Here is a 21,183-nt window from a genome sequence, read left to right on the forward strand (position 1 = left end):
CTAGGAGTCATGTCCATGCAACGCTTATTGTTATCCCTGTTTATCTGCCTGGGGTTGGTGCTTCCAGCCACGGCCAACGCTTGGTGGCAGGACGACTGGCACTACCGCAAACAGATTTCCGTGGACACCACGCCCCAAGGCGCGGCGATCAGCCAGGCCCTGGGCCGCACCGCATTGCTGGTACGCCTGCACACCGGCAACTTCACCTTCGACGGTGTCAAGGATGATGGCTCGGACCTGCGTTTTGTCAGTGCCGATGACAAGACCGTGCTCAATCACCAGATCGAAAGCTTCGACCCGTTGATGGGGATGGCCTTGATCTGGGTCGATGTACCGAACGTGGAGGGTGGCCAGCGTCAGGATCTGTGGATGTACTACGGCAACCAGAAGGCGCCGGCCACCGGCAGCGGCCAATTGACCTTCGACCCGGATTACACCGCTCTTTACCACTTCGATGGCACCACCGGTGTACCGCCCCGGGATGCCACGGCGTATGGCAACAATGCCCAGGGTGCCGCTGGAACCAGCATCGATGGCGTGATCGGTCGTGCCTTGCAATTCAACGGTCAGCCGCTGCTGTTGCCGGCCAGCCCTTCATTGCAGCACAGCGCCGGCGCGGCGTTCACATTCAGCGCCTGGCTGCGCCAGGATCAGGCCAGCGGTGAGCAGGTGATCCTGGCCCGCCGTGAGGCCGCCGCCAGCCTGTTGGTGGGGGTGAACCAGGGTGTGCCATTCCTGGACATTGACGGTCAGCGTGCCGTCTCGACTCAACCGTTGAACCCCGGCCAATGGCAACACCTGGCGTTGACCGCCTCGGGCGACCGGGTCGTGCTGTACGTCAACGGTCGTGAAACCGCGAGCCTGGCGGTGGCGATGCCGGCGTTCAATTCGCCGATGGCCCTGGGGGCCGATCTTTCTACGGGGCTTGCCTCCGACCCTTCAACTGATCTTCCCACCGGGGCTTTCGTGCCGTTCAGCGGGGCCATGGACGAGGTGCGGCTGTCCAAGGTCGCCCGTGCGGCGCCGCTGCTGTTGGCTGATGCCAATGCCCAGGGCGCTGAATCGAAACTGGTGGCCTATGGTGTCGATGAAGAGCAGTCCGGTTTCGGTTTCGGCAGCCTGGGTTTCCTGCTCAACGCTGTGCCGCTGGACGCCTGGGTGATCATCGCGGTGCTGGTGCTGATGATGTTCCAGTCGTGGGTCATCATGATCCGCAAGAACCGCATGGTCAGCCGCCTCAGTGCCGCCAACGAAGCCTTCCGTGAGCAGTTCGCCACGATCGGCACGCGCCTGGAAATGTTCGCCGACGATCAGGACCTCGCCCAGCGCCTGCAACATTCGTCCCTGTGGCGGTTGTACCTGGTGGCGGTCAAGGAGATCCGCACCCGTCGCGAGCAGGGCGCCGATACCTCGTCGGTGTCGGCCGCCACCATCGAAGCGATCCGCTGCTCCATGGACGGTGTGCGCACCCGGGAAAACCAGCAACTGAGCTCGAAACTCTCGACCCTCTCCAACGCCATCGCCGGCGGGCCGTACATCGGCCTGCTCGGCACGGTGCTGGGGATCATGGTGGTGTTCCTCGGCACGGCCATGGCCGGTGACGTGAACATCAACGCCATTGCCCCGGGCATGGCCGCGGCCTTGCTCGCCACTGCCATGGGCTTGTTCGTCGCGATCCCTGCGCTGTTTGGCTACAACCGGCTGATCACCCGCAACAAGGAAGTCAGCGCCGACATGCGGGTGTTCGTCGACGAGTTCATCACGCGCCTGGCGGAGATGCACGGCGAAGGTCAGTCCGGTGAAGCGGCGCATCGCCGTGACCATCACGTTCAATCGCCCGTACCGGCCTGAGGAGCGCAGTCATGGCTAGCGTAAACGCTTCACACGATGACGACGATGACGCCGCGGTGGACAGCATCAACGTCACGCCTTTGGTGGACGTGCTCATGGTGGTGTTGGTGATGTTCATCCTCACCGCTACGGCACAGGTGTCGGGTATCCAGATCAACCTGCCCAAGGCCAGCGCCTCGGTGTCGCTGTCCGAAGCCAAGACCAAGGCCATTTCGGTGAATGACGGCGGGCAGGTGTTCCTTGATGCCTACCCGGTGACTCTGGGCGAGCTGGAGGAGCGTCTGCGTATCGAAAAAGCCCAGAGCCCGGATTTTCCGGTGATCGTGCGCGGCGACGCCACGGTGCAGTACCAGAAAGTCATCGAAGTGCTGGATCTGTTGCGGCGCCTGGAACTGTCACAGGTCGGTCTCGTGACCGGCAAACCGAGCCAGGGCTGACCATGACCGCCAAACTTCCCATCAACCCGCCCCCGGTGAAGAACGCGCCGCTGCGCCTGCTCAAGTGGGCCGCCGCCCTGGTGCTGGGTGGCGTGGCGGCCTGGTTGCTGTGGCAATGGGCCAACGACATGAGTGGCGTGCGCCGTGAAGCGCCGAAGGTGCCAACCATTATTCCGCTGCCGCCGCCGCCCCCGCCGCCGCCGGAAAAACCCAAGGAACCGGAGCCCCAGGTCGAGGAGAAAGTGGTCGAGCCAGAACCGACCCCGGAGCCCGAGGAGATCAAGCCCGAAGAAGAAGCGCCGCCGTCACCGGTGGATGACCTGGAGAACCCCATGCAAATGGACGGTGATGCCCAGGCCGGCAACGACGCGTTCAACATCGGTGCGGGCAAGGGCGGCGGCATGGCCGGGGCTGGAGGGGGACGCCTGGGTAACGGCACCTACAGCCAGTTCCTGGCGTTCACCTTCCAGCGCCTGCTTCGGGAAAACCCCGAACTGCGCAGCCTGGCCTTCTCACTGCAGGCCGACGTCTGGCTGAGCGCCGTGGGCGAGATCACCCGGGTCGAGCTGGTCAAGTCCAGCGGCAACGGGCAAGTGGATGAACAAGTCATCACCGCCTTGCGCAGCGCTCCCCCTCTGAGTGAGCGGCCACCGGCCTCCCTGACTTTGCCCGTGCGCCTGTCCTTGCAGGGACGGCGTCCGGGTTAACCGAATATTTGAAAGTTTGCCAACAGGAGTTGTGTGCAGATGATTTCCAATGTGAATCGATTGTCTTGGGCAATCGGCCTGGTTGTATTGAGCCTGGCCGGGCACGCGGCCGCCGCCCCGGCGCCGTCGGAAAACGCCACGATCAATCTGATCCGCCTGCTGGTACAGCAGGGCGTGTTGAAGCAGGACCAGGCCGATGGCTTGATCGCCCAGGCCGAACGGGAAGCCGTGCAGGCCCGCCAGGCGGCCACGGCGGTCGTCGCAACACCGGCCGGCGCACCGGGGGATGTGCGGGTGCAATACGTGCCAAACATCGTGCGCGAGCAGATTCGCGATCAGGTCAAGGCTGAAGTCATGGCCACCGCCAAGCAGGAAAACTGGGCCCAGCCCAACACCTTTCCGGATTGGGTCTCGCGGATCAGTTTTGATGGCGACATTCGTCTGCGCGATGAGTCACGCTACTACTCGGGTACCAACAGCAACGAAATCGTCGACTTCGCCCGGCTCAATGACCGAGGACCGTACGACGTCAACCCCAACAGCAGCTCCAGTCTGCCGCCGTTGCTCAACACTCGCGAAGACCGGGAAAACCTGTTCCGCCTGCGCGCACGCCTGGGCATGAAGGCGGTGATCGCTCCGCAATGGACCGCCGGCATTCGCATCGGCACCGGCTCGGACAACAACCCGGTGTCCACCACCCAGACCCTGGGCGGCGGCTTCGGCAAGAAGGACATCTGGCTCGACCAGGGTTACCTGACCTGGAAACCCTCGGACGACTTGACCCTGACCGGCGGGCGAATCGCCAATCCGTTTTACGCCACCGACCTGTTGTATTCCGGTGACCTGAACTTCGACGGCGTGGCGGCGATTTTCAACCGCAAGCTCAATCAGGACTGGGGCCTGTTCGGCACCGTCGGTGCGTTCCCGGTGGAGTACACCAACGACACCAGCACCAGCAACGGTTCCGACAAAGAGGAGAGCGACAACAAGTGGTTGTACGGGGCGCAGCTGGGGGCCAATTGGGCGATCAACGACAGCAACCGCGTCAAGGGCGCGCTGGCCTATTACCGCTTCGACGATATCGAAGGCCAGCGCTCCTCGCCATGCGAGCCGTGGGCCGGTGACCCGGGTTGCGACAGCGATGGCTCGCGCGTGGCGTTCATGCAGAAGGGCAACACGGTGTTCCTGCTGCGGGACATCACACCCAATCCTCTCAACCCGTCCACCACCCCACAGCCGCAGTATGTCGGCCTGGCCTCGGAGTTCAACCTGCTGGACCTGAATCTGCAGTGGGACACCGATCTGCCGCAAGACCTGAAACTGCGCAGCCAGGCCAACTACGTGCATAACCTGGGCTACGACGAAGGCGAGATGCGCAAGCGCTCCGAAGGGCAGTTCGCCAACAACCTGGACGAAAACGGTGAGGTGGAAAGCGGCGCCAACGCCTGGATGCTCCAGTTCACCTTGGGCAACTCACTGGAACTCAAGCGCCAGGGCGACTGGAACCTGTTCGCCGGCTACAAGTACATCCAGCCGGATGCCTTGCCGGACGGTTTCAACGATTCGTCGTTTCACCTGGGTGGCACCAATGCCAAAGGTTACTTCCTGGGCGGCAACTACGGTCTGGCGAGCAACGTCTTCGCCACCGGTCGCTGGCTGAGTTCCGAAGCGGTGTACGGCGCGCCGTATGACATCGATGTCTTGCAGCTTGAAATCAACACGCGCTTCTAAGCGCAGGGAGGCCTCATGAAAAGGCGAGCCATGAACCATTGTCCGGTAGCGTTGCTGGTGCTGGGCCTGCTGTTAAGCGGCACGGCCCACGGCGAAGGAATGGAAGAACGCCTGCGGGCGCAATTGCGCAGCACCACCGCGCAGTTGCAAACCTTGCAGAGTGAACAGGCCCAGGCCAGCGCCGCCCGGCAGGCGGCGCAAGACCAGGCCCGGCAAGCCCAGGAGCAGATCAAGCAATTGACCGCGCAGTTGAGCAAGGCCCAGGCCCTGAACGAGCAATTGGCCGGGCACGAGCAGAGCCTGCGCAGCCAGGCCCAGGCCCAGGTGGCGGCCAGCAATGACCAGATCGGCAAGTTCAAGAAAGCCTATGACGAGTTGCTGGTCCTGGCCCGTGGCAAGGAAGCCGAACGTGCTCGTCTGGAAGCTCAACTGAGTGAGCGTGACACACAAGTGCAGCAATGTTCGGTCAAGAATCAGCAGATGTACGAAGTCGCCAAGACGCTGCTCCACGCCTACGAAACCATTGACGTCACCGACGTCATGAAAATCCGCCAGCCCTTCGCCGCCAAGACCCGGGTGCGTTTCGAAGAGCTGGCCCAGGGCTTTGGCGATGACCTCTACAAGAACCGTTTCGATGCGCCCCAGGCCTCGATCACCCATTGATAGCGCAAGGAAGAGTCGACCATGACTTCATTGATTGAACACGTCAGCCCAACGTCCCTGACCGAGCTGTTGCAAGCCGCCGGGTACCGGGTCAACGAAACGGAACAGAACGGCATCGTGCAACTGCTTAGCGCCAGCCAGGGCATTGGTTATGCGGTGCGCTTCGGAAACCTGTCGGCCGCGCCTGATCAGTATCTGGACTTCACCTTCAGCTGCGCCTTGCGGGTACAGGGTGAGTTGCCGGCCGGTCTGGCCGAGCTATGGAACGCTTCGCGGCGTTTTGCAAGGTTGTCGGTGCAGGGCGAGTTCCTGGTGATGGAAATGGATGTCGTGGTCGCCGCAGGTGTCAGCGCAGATCACTTGCGCAGCAACCTGGAGTTGTGGGATCGCCTGTTGCAGGAGTTCATCGTTTATCTGCGCGAGTACAGCCAGAACGCGGCACGGATGCAGCCCCAGGTTGAACCCGCCGAGCCGCCGTTGGAGGAGGCCACCGCATCGTGAAAAAACCGACTTTTGTTATCAGCGCCGCCGCGTTGGGCCTGGTCGCCGTGGCTGTTGTGCTTGGCCTGAGGCCGGGCAGCGATCCGGTAGCGGCGGTGCAGACCGTCAGCGTTGCCTCGGCCGATTCGCCGAGTCTGGCCCGCTTGGGCAACCAGCAAGTCAGCCCGCAAGAGCTCAAAGTGTTGCTGTCAGCGCTGGCGCCGGAAGTTCGTCAGCAGATGCTCGGTAACCGAGCGGTCCTGGAGGGTTGGATCCGTACGCGGCTGGCGGAAAAAGCCGTGCTGGAACAGGCCGATGCCCAGGGCTGGCGTCAGCGCCCGGAGGTGGAAAGCCAGACCCGGGCGGCGGCTGAGCAGATCGTGTTTCGTGATTACTTGCAGTCGGTTAGTCAGGTGCCGGCCGAGTATCCCAGTGAGGAGGAATTGCAGCAGGCTTACGAGGCAGGGAAAGCCAACTGGGCAGTGCCGGCGCTGTACCGGGTCAGCCAGATATTCTTGGCCGCGACCGAGCCGCAAACAGTGGAGGCGGCGCGCCGCAGAGCCGTCGAGTTGAGCCAGAAAGCCCAGGCGTCGCCGGCAGAGTTCGCCGCCCTGGCGACCCGGTTTTCCCAGGATCGCACCAGTGCCGAGCGCGGTGGCGACAGTGGCCTGCAACCGTTGCAGCAACTGGTGCCGCCAGTGCGTGAGGCGGTGGCGCGTTTGAAACTCGGTGCCGTATCGGACCCGGTGCAGAGCGCGGCGGGCTTCCATGTGATCAAACTCACTGAACAACAGCCGCCCCGGGAAGCAACCCTGGAGGAAGTACGCGAGCGCCTGACCCAGGCCTTGCGTGCCCAGCGCCAGGAACAGATTGCCAAGGCTTACCTGGACGGCATGCTTGACACCGCGACCCTGAGCATTGATGGCGCGCAGTTGAGCAAGGTGCTGGAGGAGGCGCGCTAGCCAAGCCCGCACCAAGCTTTTGTGGCGAGGGAGCAAGCTCCCTCGCCACGGGAGGTGTGCTTGGCTGGAATGTGCATCAACGCTTATCCCGTACAACCGACAGGGAGTCACCTATGTCATTCATCGAGCCCGCAGGACGCCAGGCTGTCACCGAGTATCGCTCACCGTCGCGCATCGCTGAGCCCTGGCTGGTCCAGGCATCCGGCATTTCGCCTCAGGTGGCGCAGTGTTTTTTGGTCAGTGCTCGTTGCGGCTGTTTCATGCAGGCGGCTCGCAGCCTGAACGTCAAAGCGACCTGGCTGCGCAAGCAGTTGGCGCAGCTGGAGGCGACGCTGCAACGCTCGTTGTTCAGTTTCCAGGGCAGCGCCTTGACCCTCAGTCGCGAGGGCCGGCAGCTACAGGCGCGATTGATTGCACAGGTCCACGAAAGCTCAGTGCCGCACAATGATCAACCACGGGTCCGCCTGGCCGTGGCCGAGTCGATTCTGCACGACATCCTGGGCCGTGACCTGATCTCTTTGCTGCGGCGCAACGCCAGTGTGCGGTTGCAGATTATCACCCTGGACAGTGAGCTGGCGCTGCAAGCCATCAGTGCCGACCTGGTGCTGTGGTTGAGTGATTCGCACGCCTTGGGACCGGGGCCGAGTTTCCCCACACAATCACCCGAACGACTGGCACGGCTGGACTATGTGCCACACATCGCCAAGCGCTACTCACGCCCGGCTACCCGCCCCGAGTGCCTGGACGACCTGAGCGACTACATGCTTGTGCAATGGCAGCCAGACGGTCAGGTGGACAGCTTCGCGCCGTGGAACGCTCTGATGGAGCAACGCCGCGCGGGCGTGGTGCAGGTGCAATCCTACGCGTTGATGCTGGAAATGATTCGTTGCAGCGCCTGCATCGGTCTGTTGCCTCAGTACATGAGTGGCTTGGACCGTGGCCTGATCGCGTTGCCGAGGGTATTCGAGCACCCGATGCAGCGTCAGTTATGGATGGCCGTGGGCAGTCACGCCCTGGACATGCCGCAAGTGCAGATGCTTGTCGAATTGATTCGGCACACGCTGGATGAGCGCAAAGAGTGGTTTCAAGTCATCCAGAACGATGCCCTATAACCACCGGGGTGTTGTAAAGAACGAGGCCATTTCCGAGCGGGCCAGGGCCGAGCCGAAGTAGGGGCCTTGTACGTGGTCGCAGGCCACGCTGCGCAATTGGCTGAATTGCCGGGCGTTTTCGATGCCTTCGGCGGTGACCATGAGACCCACGCTGCGGCTGAGTCGGATCATCGCCAGCACGCCTTCGCGATCATGTTCCAGGCCCAGCTGCGACAGGATGTTGCGATCAAAGCGTATGCCGTCGAACGGTTGGTTCAGTACTTCGCGAAGGGAGGCGATGCTGGTGCCGAACTTGTCGATATTGATGCGCACGCCCAGGTCCTTGAGCGCATGAAGGGTACTGGCGACCGCTTTGTGGTCGATCAGCAGAACCCCTTCGGCCACTTCCAGGGTCAGGCGCTGGGGGACCAGGCCACTTGTCTCAAGGGCCGTTCGCACCTGATTGAGCAAGAAGCTGCTGCTGAACCACTTGGGCGAAACCGCGACGGAAACGTTGACAGCGGTGGGCCAGGTCACTGCTTCTTCGCAGACGTTGATCAACATCCAGGTTCCCAGCTCTTCCAGTTGGCCAGACGCTTCGGCGATCGGGATGAAGTCCGCTCCACCCAGTTCACCTTTCTCGGGATGGTGCCAGAAAGTCTGGGCCTCGAAGCCGTGCAGTTGTTCGGCGCACACATCGAAGCGAGGCAAGTAACGCAGCTCCAGTTGTTCGCGTTGCATGGCGTCGCGCAGTTGCTGCTCATAGCGCCGACGATCGCGAGCCATGTTGCCCATGGCCTCCTCATAGACCCGCCAGGTGTTGCGGCCCGCCGCCTTGGCCGCATACAAAGCGATGTCCGCGTGACGCAACAATTCAGTGGCGCGCTCGTCACCGGGTTGCGACCAGGCCACACCGATGCTCACGCCCAGGTACAAGGTGTTGCCGTCCAGGTGCATGGGGCGCTGCATGCAATCGATCAGGCGCTCACAGAGTTGTTCCAGGTCCCGGGGACTGCCGGGATCGGGCATGACGATGACAAACTCATCACCGCCCAGACGGGCCACCAGGTCGGAACTGCGCACGTTCTGCTGAAGGATATGGGCCACTTCCCGCAACACTTTGTCGCCTACGGCATGCCCCAGGGAATCGTTGACCGGCTTGAACCGGTCCATGTCCAGGTTCAGCACCGCCAGCGGTGCCCCGTCGGCCGGGTCCAGGTGTTCGCTGAGGCAATCGAACAACCGGTTTCGATTGGCCAGCCCGGTCAGCGGGTCGTGCAGCGAGAGGTGCTTGACCTGGGCCAGCGCCCGCAGCTCCTCGGTAATGTCGGTGGCGGTGCCCCGAAAGCCCAAGGTGCCGGCTTCGATGGCGCGGACCGAAAGTTTGCACGTGCGGATACGCTGATTGCGCGCGGTGTACTCGCATAACAACGGGGCCGACGAATCGCTGTTGGCCCCGCCGAGCAGCCATTGGGCAATCGAAATCGAGCCACCGTGGGGATGGAGCAACCGATGCAGGGGCTTGCCCAGCCATTGTGTGGGGTTGAAGCCGGTCACTTGTTCAAAACGTTCCGACAGGTAGGTCAGCGTCCCGGTCGAATCCACTTCCCATAACCAGTCGGAGGACACTTCGGCAATATCCCGAAAACGTTCTTCGCTACGTTCCAGTGCCTTGCGGTGGGCCAACAGGCTGGCGTATTGACGTTCCTGGGCGCGAAGCATGACCAGGGCATGGCGCAGCACCGCCAGCGCGAGGATGGCCAACACCAGCAGCGCCAGGACCAGCAAGGGCAGCAGGGCCTTGCGCAGGTCGTTGCCGGGGGTCTCCGGACGCCACGCCAAAGCCTCGCCGGTCTGGCCGTCAAGGGATATCCGGGCCGTGTCCATCTGCTCCGGCGCATGGGTGATGTGGGCATCCGGCAGGGCAAAGTCTCGCGCCAGGTTTTGCAAAGAGGCGGCATCAAGGACTTTCACGAACAGCAGCAAACTGGGCGGCCCCGGGATTTCGGGCACGCTGTCGTCGGTGCCTACAGTGAGGGCCGAGGCGGCGACGAACGCAGGAGCGCCGTCGTGATGCAGCAGCTCGACGATGACTTCATCGCGGTTCTGCGGGTCGCTGGCTTTCTTCGCCAGCCCTTGCAGGTCACCGGCCAGCCACGTGTCGGCGTCGACCTCACTCATATCGCCATTGATCACCGAATAGACGGTTTTGCCGGTCGGGGAAATGACAAACACCGCCTGGTAGCCGTAGAGCCCGAAAACGCTGCTGCCGACGTTTTCCTGGTCATAGGCCCAGTCTTTGTCCATTTCGACATGCAGATGCCGGTAGGCGTCGCTCCACTTGGAATAGTCACTCAGGTCCCGCCCGATGCCGGCGCGGATACCGTCGATGGCGCGCTGGGCGAAAAACAGGCTCTGTTCACGGGCGCGCCTATCCTGGGCCCCGGTAATGCTGAGCAACAGTGCGATAGCCAGTGCTGACATGACGAACAGCAAAAGCATGATGGCCGGGAAGGTGCGACGGGTGAAGCTCTGGCTGGGCAGGCCTGGGGGCGAAACAGTGGAGTCGTTGCCAGCATCTTCAGTCATAAACAAGCCATCAGCTAAACGCGAAATATCCCGCACGTCCCTGTATCGGCTGTCGGCTCAATTAACTTAACCGTTCCGACAGTTGACACGGCGCAGAGGCGCTTGGCTATTGGCCTTCAGGCAAAACGGTCGTCGCAGAGGCCTGGCTCATTCCTTGTCCTGGCGATTCCCCGGCAGCTGTTTGGCGATCTGCACAACGATGCCGCGCTCGTTCGGATCGACCGGCCACGCGCGCATGGGCGTGTATCCCAGTGTGTAGCAGGGCGGCCTGGATACATTTGCTTGTTTTCACCTCGGCTGGCGACACAGCCCGGATACACATCGACGGTTAACTACGCCTGCCAGCCGACACCGATCCCCGGTGCTGGTGACTGGCGTATTTGATCTTTCGAGGAACACCCCATGCTCAACTTCTCCAGCAGTTCGTCTCTTGCACTCGGTCTGGCCCTGGTCGGCGGCCTTGGCCTTTCCACCGCAGCCTCGGCCCTGACCATGAACGATCTGGCCCAGGGCTACACCCTGGCGGCGGCCGATACGGTGAAGAAACCCGCTGAGGGCAAGTGCGGCGAAGATAAATTCGCCAAGACCGATACCAACCACGACGGCAAGGTTTCACGCGAGGAGTTCATTGCGGCGGCGCCGGAGCGCGCGGCTGAATACGACAAGATCGACGCCAACCATGATGGCGGCATCTCGTTGCCTGAGGCCGAGAAATACCTGGCGGGCCAGGCCAAGAGCGCCGAAGGCAAATGCGGCGAGGGCAAGTGCGGGGCGGCTATCGAGTCCTGACTTTCACCGGTGGGAAGCCTGACGGGGCAGGCGCCAGTGATGCCCTGTCGAGCGAACAACTGTGGCCAGGGAGCCGCTCCCTGGCCACAGGGTTTGGTTTTTACAGACTGATTGGCAATCGCCCTTCATGGCTTCCCATCTCTTACCCCAAGGAGATGTGCCATGCCTCAACATCCAGGCCTGAAAGGCCCCGCCGTACAGGTCACCCCCTCAATTACCAAACCCTCAGTAGGCCTGGGTCTGCGCCGCGCCTTGCTCGATGAACTGCGCGAGGCCCCCGCTGGGGATTTCGACTTTCTCGAAGTGGCCCCGGAGAACTGGATCGGCATTGGCGGCGCTCACGGCGCCGCTTTGCATGGGCTGGCCGAACGCTATCCGTTGTCGTGTCATGGCCTGTCGCTGTCTTTGGGCGGACCGGCGCCGCTGGACCTGGCGTTTCTGGCGCAGGTGCGCGACTTCCTGGAGCGCTTCAATGTACCGATGTACAGCGAGCATCTGAGTTACTGCGGCGATGAAGGGCACTTGTATGACTTGCTGCCGTTGCCCTTTACCGAGGAAGCGGTGCATCACGTAGCGGCACGGATTCGGCAGGCCCAGGACGTACTGGGGCGCCGCCTGGCCGTGGAGAACGTTTCCTATTACGCCGCCCCGCAGCAAGACATGACGGAGCTGGAATTCACCCGCGCGGTATTGCACGAAGCCGATTGCGACCTGCTGCTGGACGTCAACAATGTCTACGTCAACTCGGTCAATCATGGCTTCGATCCCCAGGCATTCCTGGCTGGCCTTGCGCCTGAGCGGGTGGTGGGCATGCACGTGGCCGGGCACTACGACGAGTCCGATACCTTGAAAATCGACAGTCATGGCGCGCCGGTCAAACCGCTGGTCTGGGCTTTGCTGGCTCAGGCCTACGCGCGTTTCGGCGTCCAGCCGACCTTGCTCGAGCGGGACTTCAATTTCCCGCCCTACGCCGTGCTGGTCGCCGAACTGCAAACTATTCGCCGATTGCAGGATCAGGCCGAGCCGGGGCAGGCGGTGGCCCATGGCTGAAATCATGCAGACACTGCAGCAACAGCAGCAGGCGTTGACCCGCTACCTGCGCGATCCTGATCACTGCCCGATTCCGCCGGGCATGGACGTGGCTCGGGCGCAGGTGTATCGGGACCTGATTTTCGAAAACATGCGTGCGTTGCTCAGCGGCACATTCCCGGTACTGGTGAGCGTGCTGGGGCAGGAGGCGTGGCGGGCCTGCGTACGCCGTTTCTTGCGTGAGCATCGTTGCCTCGCCCCCCGGTTCGCAGACATTGCCAGGGAGTTCGTGGGCTATCTCGCGGCCCGGCAGTCGCCTGAGGAGCCGGCGTTCGTGGCCGAGCTGGCTCACTACGAGTGGGTCGAAATGGCACTGCTGCAAGCGCAAGCCGAGTCGCTGCCGGCCAGTGACGAGGCAGCATTGCTCGATCAGCCTTTGCGTGTTTCACCTTTGGCCTGGCCGCTGGCGTACCTTTGGCCGGTGCATCGCTTGGCGCCGGGCTACCAGCCCACGACGCCACCGCCGCAACCGACGCTGCTGCTGGTGCGGCGAACGCCTGGGTTTGCGGTGCGCTTTTCCGAGCTCAGTCCGTTGGCCTGGCGGCTGTTGCAGCGTATCGAGCAGTTTCCCGGGTTGGCTGGGCGCGACCAGTTGTTTGCGCTGGCGCGGGAGGCGGGGGTGGATTCAAACGAATTCATGGACAACGCGGTGATGTTGTTGCGCCAGATGCACAGGGAAGGGGTGGTCGGGGTGCAGGCGCAATCCGGCGGTTAAGCGCAGAACCTCCTTGTGGGAGCGAGCCTGCTCGCGATAGCGGTATTCCAGCCAACTTCGATGTGACTGGTCCACCGCCATCGCGAGCAGGCTCGCTCCCACAGGGATATGTATCAGGCGATGTTATCGGCGGTATCCCCGAGTGAGCAGCGCATCGACACTCAACTTCCCGGCCCCCTGCAACAGCAGCGGCAACAGCGCCACCAGATAGATCAACGGCAGTTTGAAGTTGCCGTGACCTTTGTTGGTGATGGCGTACCCCTGGGCCAGTTCACTCAAGGTTGACCAATCCGCCGGCCAGTGCACGGCGGCGGTGGCGACGACCGTGACGACCATCAACACCAGCGCCGAAAGGCGAGTGCCCAGGCCCATCAGCAGGGCGAGGGCGCAGAGCAGTTCGGCCCACATCGACAGTTCCCAGTTCCAACTGGCCGGCAAGTGGTTGAAGGGAAAGGGGAACGCGGCCTGGATTTGGGCAAACCAGTTGTCGCCCTGCCATTTCTCCCAACCGGATTCGAAAAACTCCCAGGCCAGGAACAGGCGCAGGCCCAATGGCCCGAGCCACGTTCCGGTCTGATCGAGTGTTGTGCGCAGGCCTTTCAAAACATCTGCAGACATGATCGATCTCCCAAGGGCTCAATTCGAGCTGTCAGTGGCAACCAGAGGGGCGGCTGCGCGGCCCAACGGCGATGAACTCCTTCGGCGCGCGTTGGCTTGGGCGAGCTTGCCCACCAGACGAATCGCGATGGCGGCGCAGGTCAGGCCGAAGGGCAGCACGTACCAGGCACTCATGGGAATGCGCTTGAAGTTGGAGTAGGCAAAGATCGCCACCAACACCCACATGCCGCTGACGTGCAGGCGTTTCCAGGCTTTGCCGCCAATCAGGCGCGCGGTGCTTTTGAAGGAGGTCAGGGCCAGCAGCAGGATGAATACGTATCCGACGGAGCCGGGGATATTGCCAACGGTGGTGCGACCCGGCCAGAACTCGGGGTTGAGCTGCCCATAGCTGTAGATCAGCACGGCGTGCACCAGATGGGAAAACGCGAAGGCCAAACCGATGAAGCGTCGCTCGCGGACCAGGGACCGGCTCAGGGGCGACGGCACCAGCACGGCGAACGCCGAGGCGGTAAAGGCCAGCAGAAACAAGGCGAAGGATGAGCGGGCTGTGGCGCGGATGGCGCTGCGCACGCCCTCGGTCAGGTCCGGGTTGAGCGCCAGGGTCAGTGCGGTCATCAACAGCACCAGGGCGGCAAGCAGGCTGAACAGCGACCAGCCCTGGAAACGAAACGTGGAAGCAGGCATGAGAAGGCTCCTTGGGTGTGGGGCCCGATCTTGAATAGCGACCGGGAACACGAGGGAGTTTTTCAAACGGGTGTAAGTGGGGTGTGTCTGGAATTCGGGCGTTTGCATGCCTGTGTAACCGTGCCTGTGGCGGACACATTGGCATACAAAGCCCGAGTACATTAAAGCCTGGGGCTGAACCTTTGTGGGAGCGAGCCTGCTCGCGATAGCAGTGGTGCAGCTTGCACAGATGTCGGCTATACCGACGCCATCGCGAGCAGGCTCGCTCCCACAGGTGGATCGGGGTTAAATTTCCCGGCTGAGCCGCAACTCGGCACACAACCCGCCGCCGTCACGATTGCTCAAGGTCAGCGAACCGCCCATGGCGATCGCCAGTTGCTGGGCGATGGCCAGCCCTAACCCGGTACCACCGGTTTCCCGGTTGCGCGAGCTTTCCACCCGGTAGAACGGTTTGAGCACCTCGGCCAGCTCCTGCTCATTGATGCCGGGGCCACGGTCCAGCACTTGAATCGCCAGTTGTCCGCTGTCAGTGCGCTGCACCTGGATCTGCGCCGCGCCGCCGAACTTCAAGGCGTTGTCCACCAGATTGACCAGCAACCGGCGTAGGGCATGGGGCCGGGTGTCGATGACCGCGGCGTTTTTCCCGGATAGTTGCACGTCCTGGCCGATGTCCTGATAGTCGAACACCAGGCTGTCGAGAAACGCATCCAGGTTGATGCGACAGCTGGCTTCGGTGGCGCCATGGATGCTGCGGGCATAGGCCACACCTTCGCGCACCAAGTGCTCCATTTCGCTCAGGTCGCTACACAGCTTGTCCTTTTCGATGCCGTCGTCCATGAACTCGGCGCGCAGCTTCATGCGCGTGATGGGGGTTTGCAAGTCATGGGAAATCGCCGCCAGCAACTGCATGCGCTCCTTGAGGTAGGCGGCGATACGGTCCTGCATGGCATTGAACGCCTTGGCGGCATGCACCACTTCGGTCGGGCCTTTTTCGTCGAGGCGGACGCTGTGGGCATTCGGGTCCAGGGTTTCCACCGCCTGGGCCAGTCGGGTCAGCGGGCCGACGGCGATGCGCACGGCCAGCCAGGTGCAGCCGATCAACAGCGCCAGTTGCCCCAGCAACACCACCGGGAGCCAGGGGGAGAGGGGCATCATCGCCGGGCGCACGTCGATGGTCAGCGGGCTGCCGTCGGCCAGGCGCAGGTGCGCCTGGTAATGCTGCTTCGGTCCGGGAATGTCGGTGAACGTCAGGGCGTAGGCTTGGCCGATGGCCTCCTGGATTGAAGTCACCGACACCGGGGCGTTGTCAGGAAGCATTCGCTGGCCTGGCTGACCTTCATCGAGCAGGTAGCCATAGTTGCGTCGGGCGAGTTTCGGCAGCCAGGCCTGGCGCTCGGCAGCCGGCAGGCGGTCGAGAATGGCGACCGAGGTCGAGACGTCGGTTTCCAGGTTGCCGAGCATGGTGGTCTTGGCACTCTGGTAGCGTTCGTAATACTGGGCGCCGAACGACAGGCCCTGGGCCAGGATCAGGCCGATCAGGAAGATCAGCGACAGGCGCGAGGCGAGGGTGCGCGGCCAGCGCAGCGGCAGGGTCATACCGACGCCTCAAGGATCTCCACCGGCAACGAGAACACATAGCCTTCGCTGCGCACGGTCTTGATGTAGGCCGGCTCCCGGGCATCATCCAGCAACCGTTGACGCAGGCGGCTGACCAGCAGATCGATGGAGCGATCGAACAGATCGGCGTCCCGGCCCTGGGTCAGGTTCAGCAACTGATCGCGATTGAGCACCCGCTGCGGGTGGTCGAGGAACACCCGCAACAGGCGATATTCGGCGCCGCTCAAGGCGACCATGGTGCCGTCAGTGTCCAGCAGGTGCCGTGCAGTGGTGTCCAGGCGCCAGCGGCCGAACGCCAGCAGGCGACCGCTTTCGGTGACCACCAGGTTGGGCGGCAGCATGCGGGTACGCCGTAGCACGGCGTTGATCCGCGCCAGCAACTCCCGGGCGGCGAAGGGTTTGACCAGGTAATCGTCGGCGCCCATTTCCAGGCCGATGATGCGGTCGGTTTCATCGTTGCGGGCGGTGAGCATCAGCACCGGGGTGGCCTTGTGTTTGCCGGCGCGCAGTTCCCGGCACAGCACCAGGCCATCATCGCCCGGCATCATGATGTCCAGCACGATCAGGTCCACCGGAGTCGTTTCGAGAAAGGCACGCATCTGCCGGCCATCGGCAACCACGGTGGTACGCAGGCCGTTCTTTTTCAGGTAGTTGCCCACCAGCTCTCTGATTTCGCGATCGTCATCCACGATCAACACATGATCGACGTGATCCATGGTGTTCTGCCCCTTGGCGTTTCGTTGTGATCAGTCTACAGGCGCCGGCCAGCCCGGCTCGCGGCGGTTTGTATTGCAGTGTATCTGGCGCGCGGCGGATACACAGGGATTCAAAAAGCCGCGTTGCCCGATACAGACGCGATACCTCACGGGCATTCAATGGCATCCATCGAGGCGGCACAACACGCCCCGGCCGAAAAACACACCCATTGAATGCATCGAGGATACCGCCATGAACACCAAAGCCGTCTACGCCGCCTGCCTTTTCGCCGCGCTGAACATCTGCACCTTGTCGACCCGGGCCGAGAGTCATGTCCAGGCTCAGACCTACGCCTATGGCACCCACCTGGATATCCAGAAGGTCCTGTCCCTCAGCGAAGATCCGACCCCGGCCTGCGGCGTGGTGAATGCCCGCATGACCTACCTCGACTCAGCGGGCCACAAACAGGCGCTGGACTATCGCAAGCTGGCTGACAACTGCAGCAACCAGAACTGACTCGCCGTGGCAGCCAACCTGTGGCAGTAAATCTGTGGGAGCAAAGCTTGCTCGCGATGCAGGCGCCTCGATTCCTGGCAATACCGCGTCATCGTTTATCGCGAGCAAGCTTTGCTCCCACAGAGGCGCCGCCCGATTTGGTGTGTTCAGTCTATCTACCTACCGTTGAGGTGTTGCCATGCTTTTGATTGCTTTTCTGGGCGGGATCCTGACGATCCTCAGTCCCTGCATCCTTCCGGTGGTGCCGTTTCTGTTTGCCCGGGCCAATCGCTCGCGGGGCTCGGTACTGCTGACGCTGGCCGGCATGGTGCTGACGTTTGCCCTGGTTTCGAGTCTGGCGGTGGTCAGCAGCGAGTGGGTGGTGCGAGCCAGCAGCGTTGGCCGGCAAATCGCTCTGTGGGTGATGGTGCTGTTCGCCTTGTCGCTGATGTTCAGCCGCGTCGGTATATGGCTGGCGCGGCCGCTGGTGAGCCTGGGCAACCGTATCGATAACGGTGCCGGACGGATGGCCGGGCCTGTGGGCTCGGTGCTGATCGGGGTCGCCACCGGGCTGCTCTGGGCGCCGTGTGCCGGGCCGATACTCGGGGTGATTCTGACCGGGGCCATGCTGCAAGGCGCGAGCGCTGAAACCAGTCTGCTGCTGCTCGCTTACGGGCTGGGCAGTGCCTTGTCGCTGGGTGTGCTGATCCTGGCCGGGCGCGGATTGGCCGACCGCCTCAAGCTGTCATTGCCGATCACCACCTGGCTGCGCCGGGGTACCGGTGTCGTGGTATTGCTGGCAGCCGTGGCGATTGGCACGGGTGCCGATGATCGCCTGTTGGCCAGTACCTCCTCCCAAGGGGCTGCGACCCTGGAGCAGGGGGTACTGAAGAATGTGCCCAAGGCCATCGATTACCTGGTCGAAAAGGCGAGCGCGGCCCCCCTGGAATCGCTTCAGCCTCAGGGCGAGATGCCGTCCCTGGAGGGCGCCGTGCAATGGTTGAACTCGCCACCCTTGAGCAGCGAGTCACTGCGGGGCAAAGTGGTGCTGGTGGATTTCTGGACTTATGACTGCATCAACTGCCAGCGCACGCTGCCCTATGTGAACGATTGGGCGCGCAAGTACGAGAAGGAGGGGTTGGTGGTGATCGGCGTGCACACACCTGAGTACGGCTACGAGAAAATCATCGACAACGTGCGCGAGCAGGTTCGCAAGCTGGGGATCAACTACCCGGTGGCCATCGATAACCAATATGCAATCTGGCGCGCCTTCAACAATCAGTACTGGCCAGCCCACTACTTCATCGATGCCAAGGGGCAGGTGCGCTACAGCCACTTTGGCGAAGGGCGGTATGCCGAGCAGGAACGGGTGATTGAGCAATTGTTGGAGGAAGCCAAGGCCAGCCAGTAACCCGTGGCGAGGGAGCTTGCTTGTGGCGAAGGGATCTGTGGGAGCAAGGCTTGCCCGCGATAGCCGCACCGCGGTCGAACAATTGAACCGCGTTATCGTTCATCGCGGGCAAGCCTTGCTCCCACAGATGAATCCCTCCCTACTAGGAATTGCGTAGCCGTGCTGGCCCCTTGCTCTTTCCAAGGTTGTCAAACTTCTTTTATTTCAGAAAGTTGGGCGACAAACCTATGCGGATTTCTATGTGGGTCGTGGTGACGTGTCTCTTGGTCGCCGTTTCGCTTGAGGCTCAGGCAAAGGCCCTGACGAAAAACCAGCAGTCGGTGTGCCGTTGGGGTTCGGACATTGCCGCCGGCGCCCAGGCGTCGAAGCTTTCCGGGATCACCTTGTACGGCGCGCGTAAAAGGTTGCAGGTGCGCAAGTTTCCCCGGCCGTGGATGCGCATGACCGCCCTGGGCATCACCGAACAGACCTATAACAGCGCTTCACGTCTCAAGCCCGCGGCCATCAAGCAGACCTACTACGAACAGTGCGTGCGGCATGCGCTGGCGCGAAGATAAGCGTTGGTTCACGCCGGGCTTCTGCCGGGCATTTCGATGCCATGCAGGTGAACCCTTCGATACAGGGTCGCTCGGGAAATGCCCAGCGCCCGTGCAGCGGCGGTGGGCTTCCAGCGATGCCGCACCAGCGCATCGAGCAGCATCTGACGCTCCGGGCTGGCGCTGGGTTGTGGTGCGTCCACAGGCGCTTGTGTGCAGTGCAATGACTCGGGCAGGTGACTGAGCTGGATCACACTCGCCTCGCTCACCGCGCAGGCGTAGCGCAGCACATGGCGCAACTGGCGGATATTGCCCGGCCAGTGATAACCGAGCAGGCATTCCAGGGCTGCGCCGCTCAATTGCGCCATCCCCCCGCACTGCGCCGATTCCTCATCCAGAATGCGGTTGATCAACGCCAGCCGGTCACTGCGCTCACGCAGCGGCGGCAGTTGGAAGCGGGCGCCGCCGAGGCGAAAGTACAGATCCTCGCGAAACCCGCCGGCGGCAACTAATGTCTCCAGGTCGCGGTGGGTGGCGCAGATCACCTGAATGTCCACGGCCCTGCGCCGTGACGCCCCCAGTGGCGCCACTTCACCTTCGGCCAATACCCGTAGCAGGCGCGTCTGCAAAGCCAGCGGCATGTCACCGATTTCATCCAGAAACAGTGTGCCGCCATCGGCTTGTTGCAGCAGGCCCTGCATACCTTTCGCCGAGGCCCCGGTGAAGGCCCCGGCAACGTAGCCGAACAACTCGCTTTCGATCAGGCTTTCGGGAATCGCCGCGCAGTTCAATGCCACGAACGGCCGGTCACGGCGCTGGCTGGCCTGATGCAGTTGGCGGGCAAATACCTCCTTGCCAGAGCCGGTTTCGCCTTGGATCAGCACCGGCAAGTTGCGATCCTTGACCCGTACCGCCAGACGCAGGCTGTCGGCCAATCGAGGATCCAGCTCCACCGGGGCCATGGCAACCCGGGGGCGCGGATTGGCCCGCTGTCGCGGCGCGCTCAAGCGACCATGCAAAGGCGACTCGATGCCGGGACTGGACAGCGGATAAAGACGCTCGTCGCGGGCACGGTGCAGCAGTTGCTGGTCGAACACCTGGCTGATGTGTTGCGGCAGTTGGCCGTAGTGCTGCAGCAGGTATTGGCGGGCTGCGGGGTTCAGGGCTTGCAGGCAACCGTCGTCGTCCCAGGCGAACAGCAAGTCCGGCTGGCTGTCGACGTAGCCGGCGTTGCGATGGGCCCGCAGTACCCAGTAGCCCTGGGCGCTGCTCATGAAAAACGCCTGTTCGATTTCCCGAGCGCTCTGGACCACCATCTGCCGGATCAGGTGCTGTGAGCGTCGATCATCCGGTGAACGCACCGCCGAGACATCCAGAACCCCGAGCAACTGCCCTTGCGGGTCGAAAACCGGCGCGGCGGAGCAGGTCAGGCCGATGAACGCCGCCCGGAAATGATCGCGCTTGTGCACCGTCACCGGGGTTTTGGCCGTGAGCACCGCCGCCACGCCGCAGGTGCCTTCTTCCCCCTCCGACCAGCAGGTGCCCAAGTACAGCCCGGCCTTGCGGCAGTCATTGCGAATGGTGGTTTCCACCCGGTAATCGATGGTCTGGCCCTGGGCATCGGTGAGCAGCACGCAGTAGTCGGCATCCCGCACCCGACCATGCAGCCGGGCGACTTCTTCGCTGGCGATATTAAGGAACAGTTCCGAGCGCTCGCGGCATTGCTTGAGCACGTCCTGGGACAGGATGCGCGGGCCCTGCAGCGAACCGGGGTCCAGATGATGTTGCTCCATGGAGCGACGCCAGGAGTCGAGGATCAGGTCCGGGACGGGCAGCTGTGGCAGTTGCGCCGCGTTTTTCAGTACGCGGCTGACGCAATCCACATGCGCCCGGGAGTGAGCGGAAAGCATACGGGCCTCCGTTTCAGCTTCTTATCGTTGTGCGCTCATTAAGCGCCGTTCGTTGTGCGCAGACAAGCTCGGCGAGCCGCACCGGCAAGTGTGAGACGCCACGTCTCACGGT

At 62.7% G+C, this 21,183-nt stretch carries 20 protein-coding genes; 14 read left to right on the forward strand and 6 right to left on the reverse strand.

From position 1 onward, the window contains the following. The first annotated feature begins 15 nt into the window (after positions 1-15). The 8 genes from T3A99_RS17765 (at position 16) to T3A99_RS17800 (ending at position 7,943) form a co-directional block, all read left to right on the forward strand. Positions 16-1,851: a DUF2341 domain-containing protein gene (locus T3A99_RS17765; protein WP_047228945.1), complete on the forward strand. Its 1,836-nt coding sequence runs from the start codon at positions 16-18 to the stop codon at positions 1,849-1,851. An 11-nt stretch (positions 1,852-1,862) separates the two neighbouring features. Further along, a complete protein-coding gene (locus T3A99_RS17770; RefSeq protein WP_092455456.1) occupies positions 1,863-2,288 on the forward strand; it encodes an ExbD/TolR family protein in 426 nt (141 codons plus the stop codon). A gap of 2 nt (positions 2,289-2,290) precedes the next feature. Then, a complete protein-coding gene (locus tag T3A99_RS17775) occupies positions 2,291-2,995 on the forward strand; it encodes an energy transducer TonB (RefSeq protein ID WP_322834626.1) in 705 nt (234 codons plus the stop codon). Between the two features lie 39 nt (positions 2,996-3,034). Next, complete coding sequence (locus T3A99_RS17780) at positions 3,035-4,726, forward strand: putative porin (protein ID WP_322834627.1); 1,692 nt, start codon at positions 3,035-3,037, stop codon at positions 4,724-4,726. 15 nt (positions 4,727-4,741) lie between these two features. Then, on the forward strand, positions 4,742-5,389 hold the full coding sequence (locus T3A99_RS17785; protein ID WP_047228949.1) for a hypothetical protein: 648 nt from the start codon (positions 4,742-4,744) through the stop codon (positions 5,387-5,389). Positions 5,390-5,410: 21 nt separating this feature from the next. Continuing rightward, entirely contained in the window at positions 5,411-5,890 is a 480-nt protein-coding gene (locus T3A99_RS17790; RefSeq protein ID WP_076385216.1) for a YbjN domain-containing protein, read from the forward strand. Continuing rightward, the gene (locus T3A99_RS17795; RefSeq protein WP_322834628.1) at positions 5,887-6,831 is read left to right on the forward strand and encodes a peptidylprolyl isomerase; all 945 of its coding nucleotides are present in this window, start codon (positions 5,887-5,889) and stop codon (positions 6,829-6,831) included. The genes T3A99_RS17790 and T3A99_RS17795 overlap by 4 nt, the downstream gene beginning before the upstream one ends. Positions 6,832-6,944: 113 nt before the next feature. Beyond that, entirely contained in the window at positions 6,945-7,943 is a 999-nt protein-coding gene (locus tag T3A99_RS17800; protein ID WP_047228952.1) for a LysR family transcriptional regulator, read from the forward strand. On the opposite strand, the gene T3A99_RS17805 is transcribed toward T3A99_RS17800, so the two are convergent. After that, entirely contained in the window at positions 7,938-10,511 is a 2,574-nt protein-coding gene (locus T3A99_RS17805; protein WP_322834629.1) for an EAL domain-containing protein, read from the reverse strand. The genes T3A99_RS17800 and T3A99_RS17805 overlap by 6 nt on opposite strands. 402 nt (positions 10,512-10,913) lie before the next feature. Between T3A99_RS17805 and T3A99_RS17810 the strand changes: the two genes are divergently transcribed. From T3A99_RS17810 to T3A99_RS17820, 3 genes are all read left to right on the forward strand, one after another. Next, positions 10,914-11,300: an EF-hand domain-containing protein gene (locus tag T3A99_RS17810; protein ID WP_047228954.1), complete on the forward strand. Its 387-nt coding sequence runs from the start codon at positions 10,914-10,916 to the stop codon at positions 11,298-11,300. Between the two features lie 162 nt (positions 11,301-11,462). Then, positions 11,463-12,350 carry a DUF692 domain-containing protein gene (locus tag T3A99_RS17815; protein ID WP_322834630.1) on the forward strand — a complete coding sequence of 296 codons (888 nt, stop codon included), beginning with the start codon at positions 11,463-11,465 and terminating at the stop codon, positions 12,348-12,350. Beyond that, complete coding sequence (locus tag T3A99_RS17820) at positions 12,343-13,104, forward strand: DNA-binding domain-containing protein (protein ID WP_322834631.1); 762 nt, start codon at positions 12,343-12,345, stop codon at positions 13,102-13,104. Before T3A99_RS17815 ends, T3A99_RS17820 begins: the two co-directional genes overlap by 8 nt. 123 nt (positions 13,105-13,227) lie before the next feature. On the opposite strand, the gene T3A99_RS17825 is transcribed toward T3A99_RS17820, so the two are convergent. The 4 genes from T3A99_RS17825 to T3A99_RS17840 form a co-directional block, all read right to left on the reverse strand. Then, positions 13,228-13,722, reverse strand: coding sequence for a DoxX family protein (locus T3A99_RS17825; protein ID WP_047228956.1), 495 nt, complete (start codon positions 13,720-13,722; stop codon positions 13,228-13,230). 18 nt (positions 13,723-13,740) lie between these two features. Further along, on the reverse strand, positions 13,741-14,406 hold the full coding sequence (locus T3A99_RS17830) for a ferric reductase-like transmembrane domain-containing protein (protein WP_274091099.1): 666 nt from the start codon (positions 14,404-14,406) through the stop codon (positions 13,741-13,743). A 285-nt stretch (positions 14,407-14,691) separates the two neighbouring features. After that, entirely contained in the window at positions 14,692-16,002 is a 1,311-nt protein-coding gene (locus T3A99_RS17835) for an ATP-binding protein (RefSeq protein WP_322834632.1), read from the reverse strand. After that, positions 15,999-16,739, reverse strand: a complete 741-nt coding sequence (locus tag T3A99_RS17840; RefSeq protein ID WP_003202589.1) for a response regulator — start codon at positions 16,737-16,739, stop codon at positions 15,999-16,001. Before T3A99_RS17840 ends, T3A99_RS17835 begins: the two co-directional genes overlap by 4 nt. 232 nt (positions 16,740-16,971) lie before the next feature. Between T3A99_RS17840 and T3A99_RS17845 the strand changes: the two genes are divergently transcribed. The 3 genes from T3A99_RS17845 (at position 16,972) to T3A99_RS17855 (ending at position 19,182) form a co-directional block, all read left to right on the forward strand. Further along, positions 16,972-17,235: a DUF2790 domain-containing protein gene (locus tag T3A99_RS17845; protein ID WP_322834633.1), complete on the forward strand. Its 264-nt coding sequence runs from the start codon at positions 16,972-16,974 to the stop codon at positions 17,233-17,235. A gap of 178 nt (positions 17,236-17,413) precedes the next feature. Beyond that, positions 17,414-18,625 carry a cytochrome c biogenesis protein DipZ gene (locus T3A99_RS17850; RefSeq protein ID WP_047228960.1) on the forward strand — a complete coding sequence of 404 codons (1,212 nt, stop codon included), beginning with the start codon at positions 17,414-17,416 and terminating at the stop codon, positions 18,623-18,625. Between the two features lie 227 nt (positions 18,626-18,852). After that, positions 18,853-19,182 carry a hypothetical protein gene (locus T3A99_RS17855; protein ID WP_047229012.1) on the forward strand — a complete coding sequence of 110 codons (330 nt, stop codon included), beginning with the start codon at positions 18,853-18,855 and terminating at the stop codon, positions 19,180-19,182. 8 nt (positions 19,183-19,190) lie between these two features. Here T3A99_RS17855 and T3A99_RS17860 read toward each other — a convergent pair whose 3' ends face one another. Then, on the reverse strand, positions 19,191-21,071 hold the full coding sequence (locus T3A99_RS17860) for a sigma-54-dependent Fis family transcriptional regulator (protein WP_322834634.1): 1,881 nt from the start codon (positions 21,069-21,071) through the stop codon (positions 19,191-19,193). Between the last annotated feature and the right edge of the window lie 112 nt (positions 21,072-21,183).

Source organism: Pseudomonas sp. N-137 (assembly GCF_034555295.1).
In the GTDB taxonomy this organism is placed as follows: Bacteria; Pseudomonadota; Gammaproteobacteria; order Pseudomonadales; family Pseudomonadaceae; genus Aquipseudomonas; species Aquipseudomonas rhizophila.

Bases quoted from the DNA above. Each gene is read 5' to 3' on its own strand.
- T3A99_RS17810 (WP_047228954.1), top strand. From the start codon at position 10,914: ATGCTCAACTTCTCCAGCAGTTCGTCTCTTGCACTCGGTCTGGCCCTG.
- T3A99_RS17855 (WP_047229012.1), top strand. From the start codon at position 18,853: ATGCGGATTTCTATGTGGGTCGTGGTGACGTGTCTCTTGGTCGCCGTT.
- T3A99_RS17860 (WP_322834634.1), bottom strand. From the start codon at position 21,071: ATGCTTTCCGCTCACTCCCGGGCGCATGTGGATTGCGTCAGCCGCGTA.
- T3A99_RS17840 (WP_003202589.1), bottom strand. From the start codon at position 16,739: ATGGATCACGTCGATCATGTGTTGATCGTGGATGACGATCGCGAAATC.
- T3A99_RS17765 (WP_047228945.1), top strand. From the start codon at position 16: ATGCAACGCTTATTGTTATCCCTGTTTATCTGCCTGGGGTTGGTGCTT.
- T3A99_RS17825 (WP_047228956.1), bottom strand. From the start codon at position 13,722: ATGTCTGCAGATGTTTTGAAAGGCCTGCGCACAACACTCGATCAGACC.
- T3A99_RS17790 (WP_076385216.1), top strand. From the start codon at position 5,411: ATGACTTCATTGATTGAACACGTCAGCCCAACGTCCCTGACCGAGCTG.
- T3A99_RS17775 (WP_322834626.1), top strand. From the start codon at position 2,291: ATGACCGCCAAACTTCCCATCAACCCGCCCCCGGTGAAGAACGCGCCG.
- T3A99_RS17845 (WP_322834633.1), top strand. From the start codon at position 16,972: ATGAACACCAAAGCCGTCTACGCCGCCTGCCTTTTCGCCGCGCTGAAC.
- T3A99_RS17800 (WP_047228952.1), top strand. From the start codon at position 6,945: ATGTCATTCATCGAGCCCGCAGGACGCCAGGCTGTCACCGAGTATCGC.
- T3A99_RS17770 (WP_092455456.1), top strand. From the start codon at position 1,863: ATGGCTAGCGTAAACGCTTCACACGATGACGACGATGACGCCGCGGTG.
- T3A99_RS17835 (WP_322834632.1), bottom strand. From the start codon at position 16,002: ATGACCCTGCCGCTGCGCTGGCCGCGCACCCTCGCCTCGCGCCTGTCG.
- T3A99_RS17805 (WP_322834629.1), bottom strand. From the start codon at position 10,511: ATGACTGAAGATGCTGGCAACGACTCCACTGTTTCGCCCCCAGGCCTG.
- T3A99_RS17850 (WP_047228960.1), top strand. From the start codon at position 17,414: ATGCTTTTGATTGCTTTTCTGGGCGGGATCCTGACGATCCTCAGTCCC.
- T3A99_RS17830 (WP_274091099.1), bottom strand. From the start codon at position 14,406: ATGCCTGCTTCCACGTTTCGTTTCCAGGGCTGGTCGCTGTTCAGCCTG.
- T3A99_RS17785 (WP_047228949.1), top strand. From the start codon at position 4,742: ATGAAAAGGCGAGCCATGAACCATTGTCCGGTAGCGTTGCTGGTGCTG.
- T3A99_RS17820 (WP_322834631.1), top strand. From the start codon at position 12,343: ATGGCTGAAATCATGCAGACACTGCAGCAACAGCAGCAGGCGTTGACC.
- T3A99_RS17815 (WP_322834630.1), top strand. From the start codon at position 11,463: ATGCCTCAACATCCAGGCCTGAAAGGCCCCGCCGTACAGGTCACCCCC.
- T3A99_RS17780 (WP_322834627.1), top strand. From the start codon at position 3,035: ATGATTTCCAATGTGAATCGATTGTCTTGGGCAATCGGCCTGGTTGTA.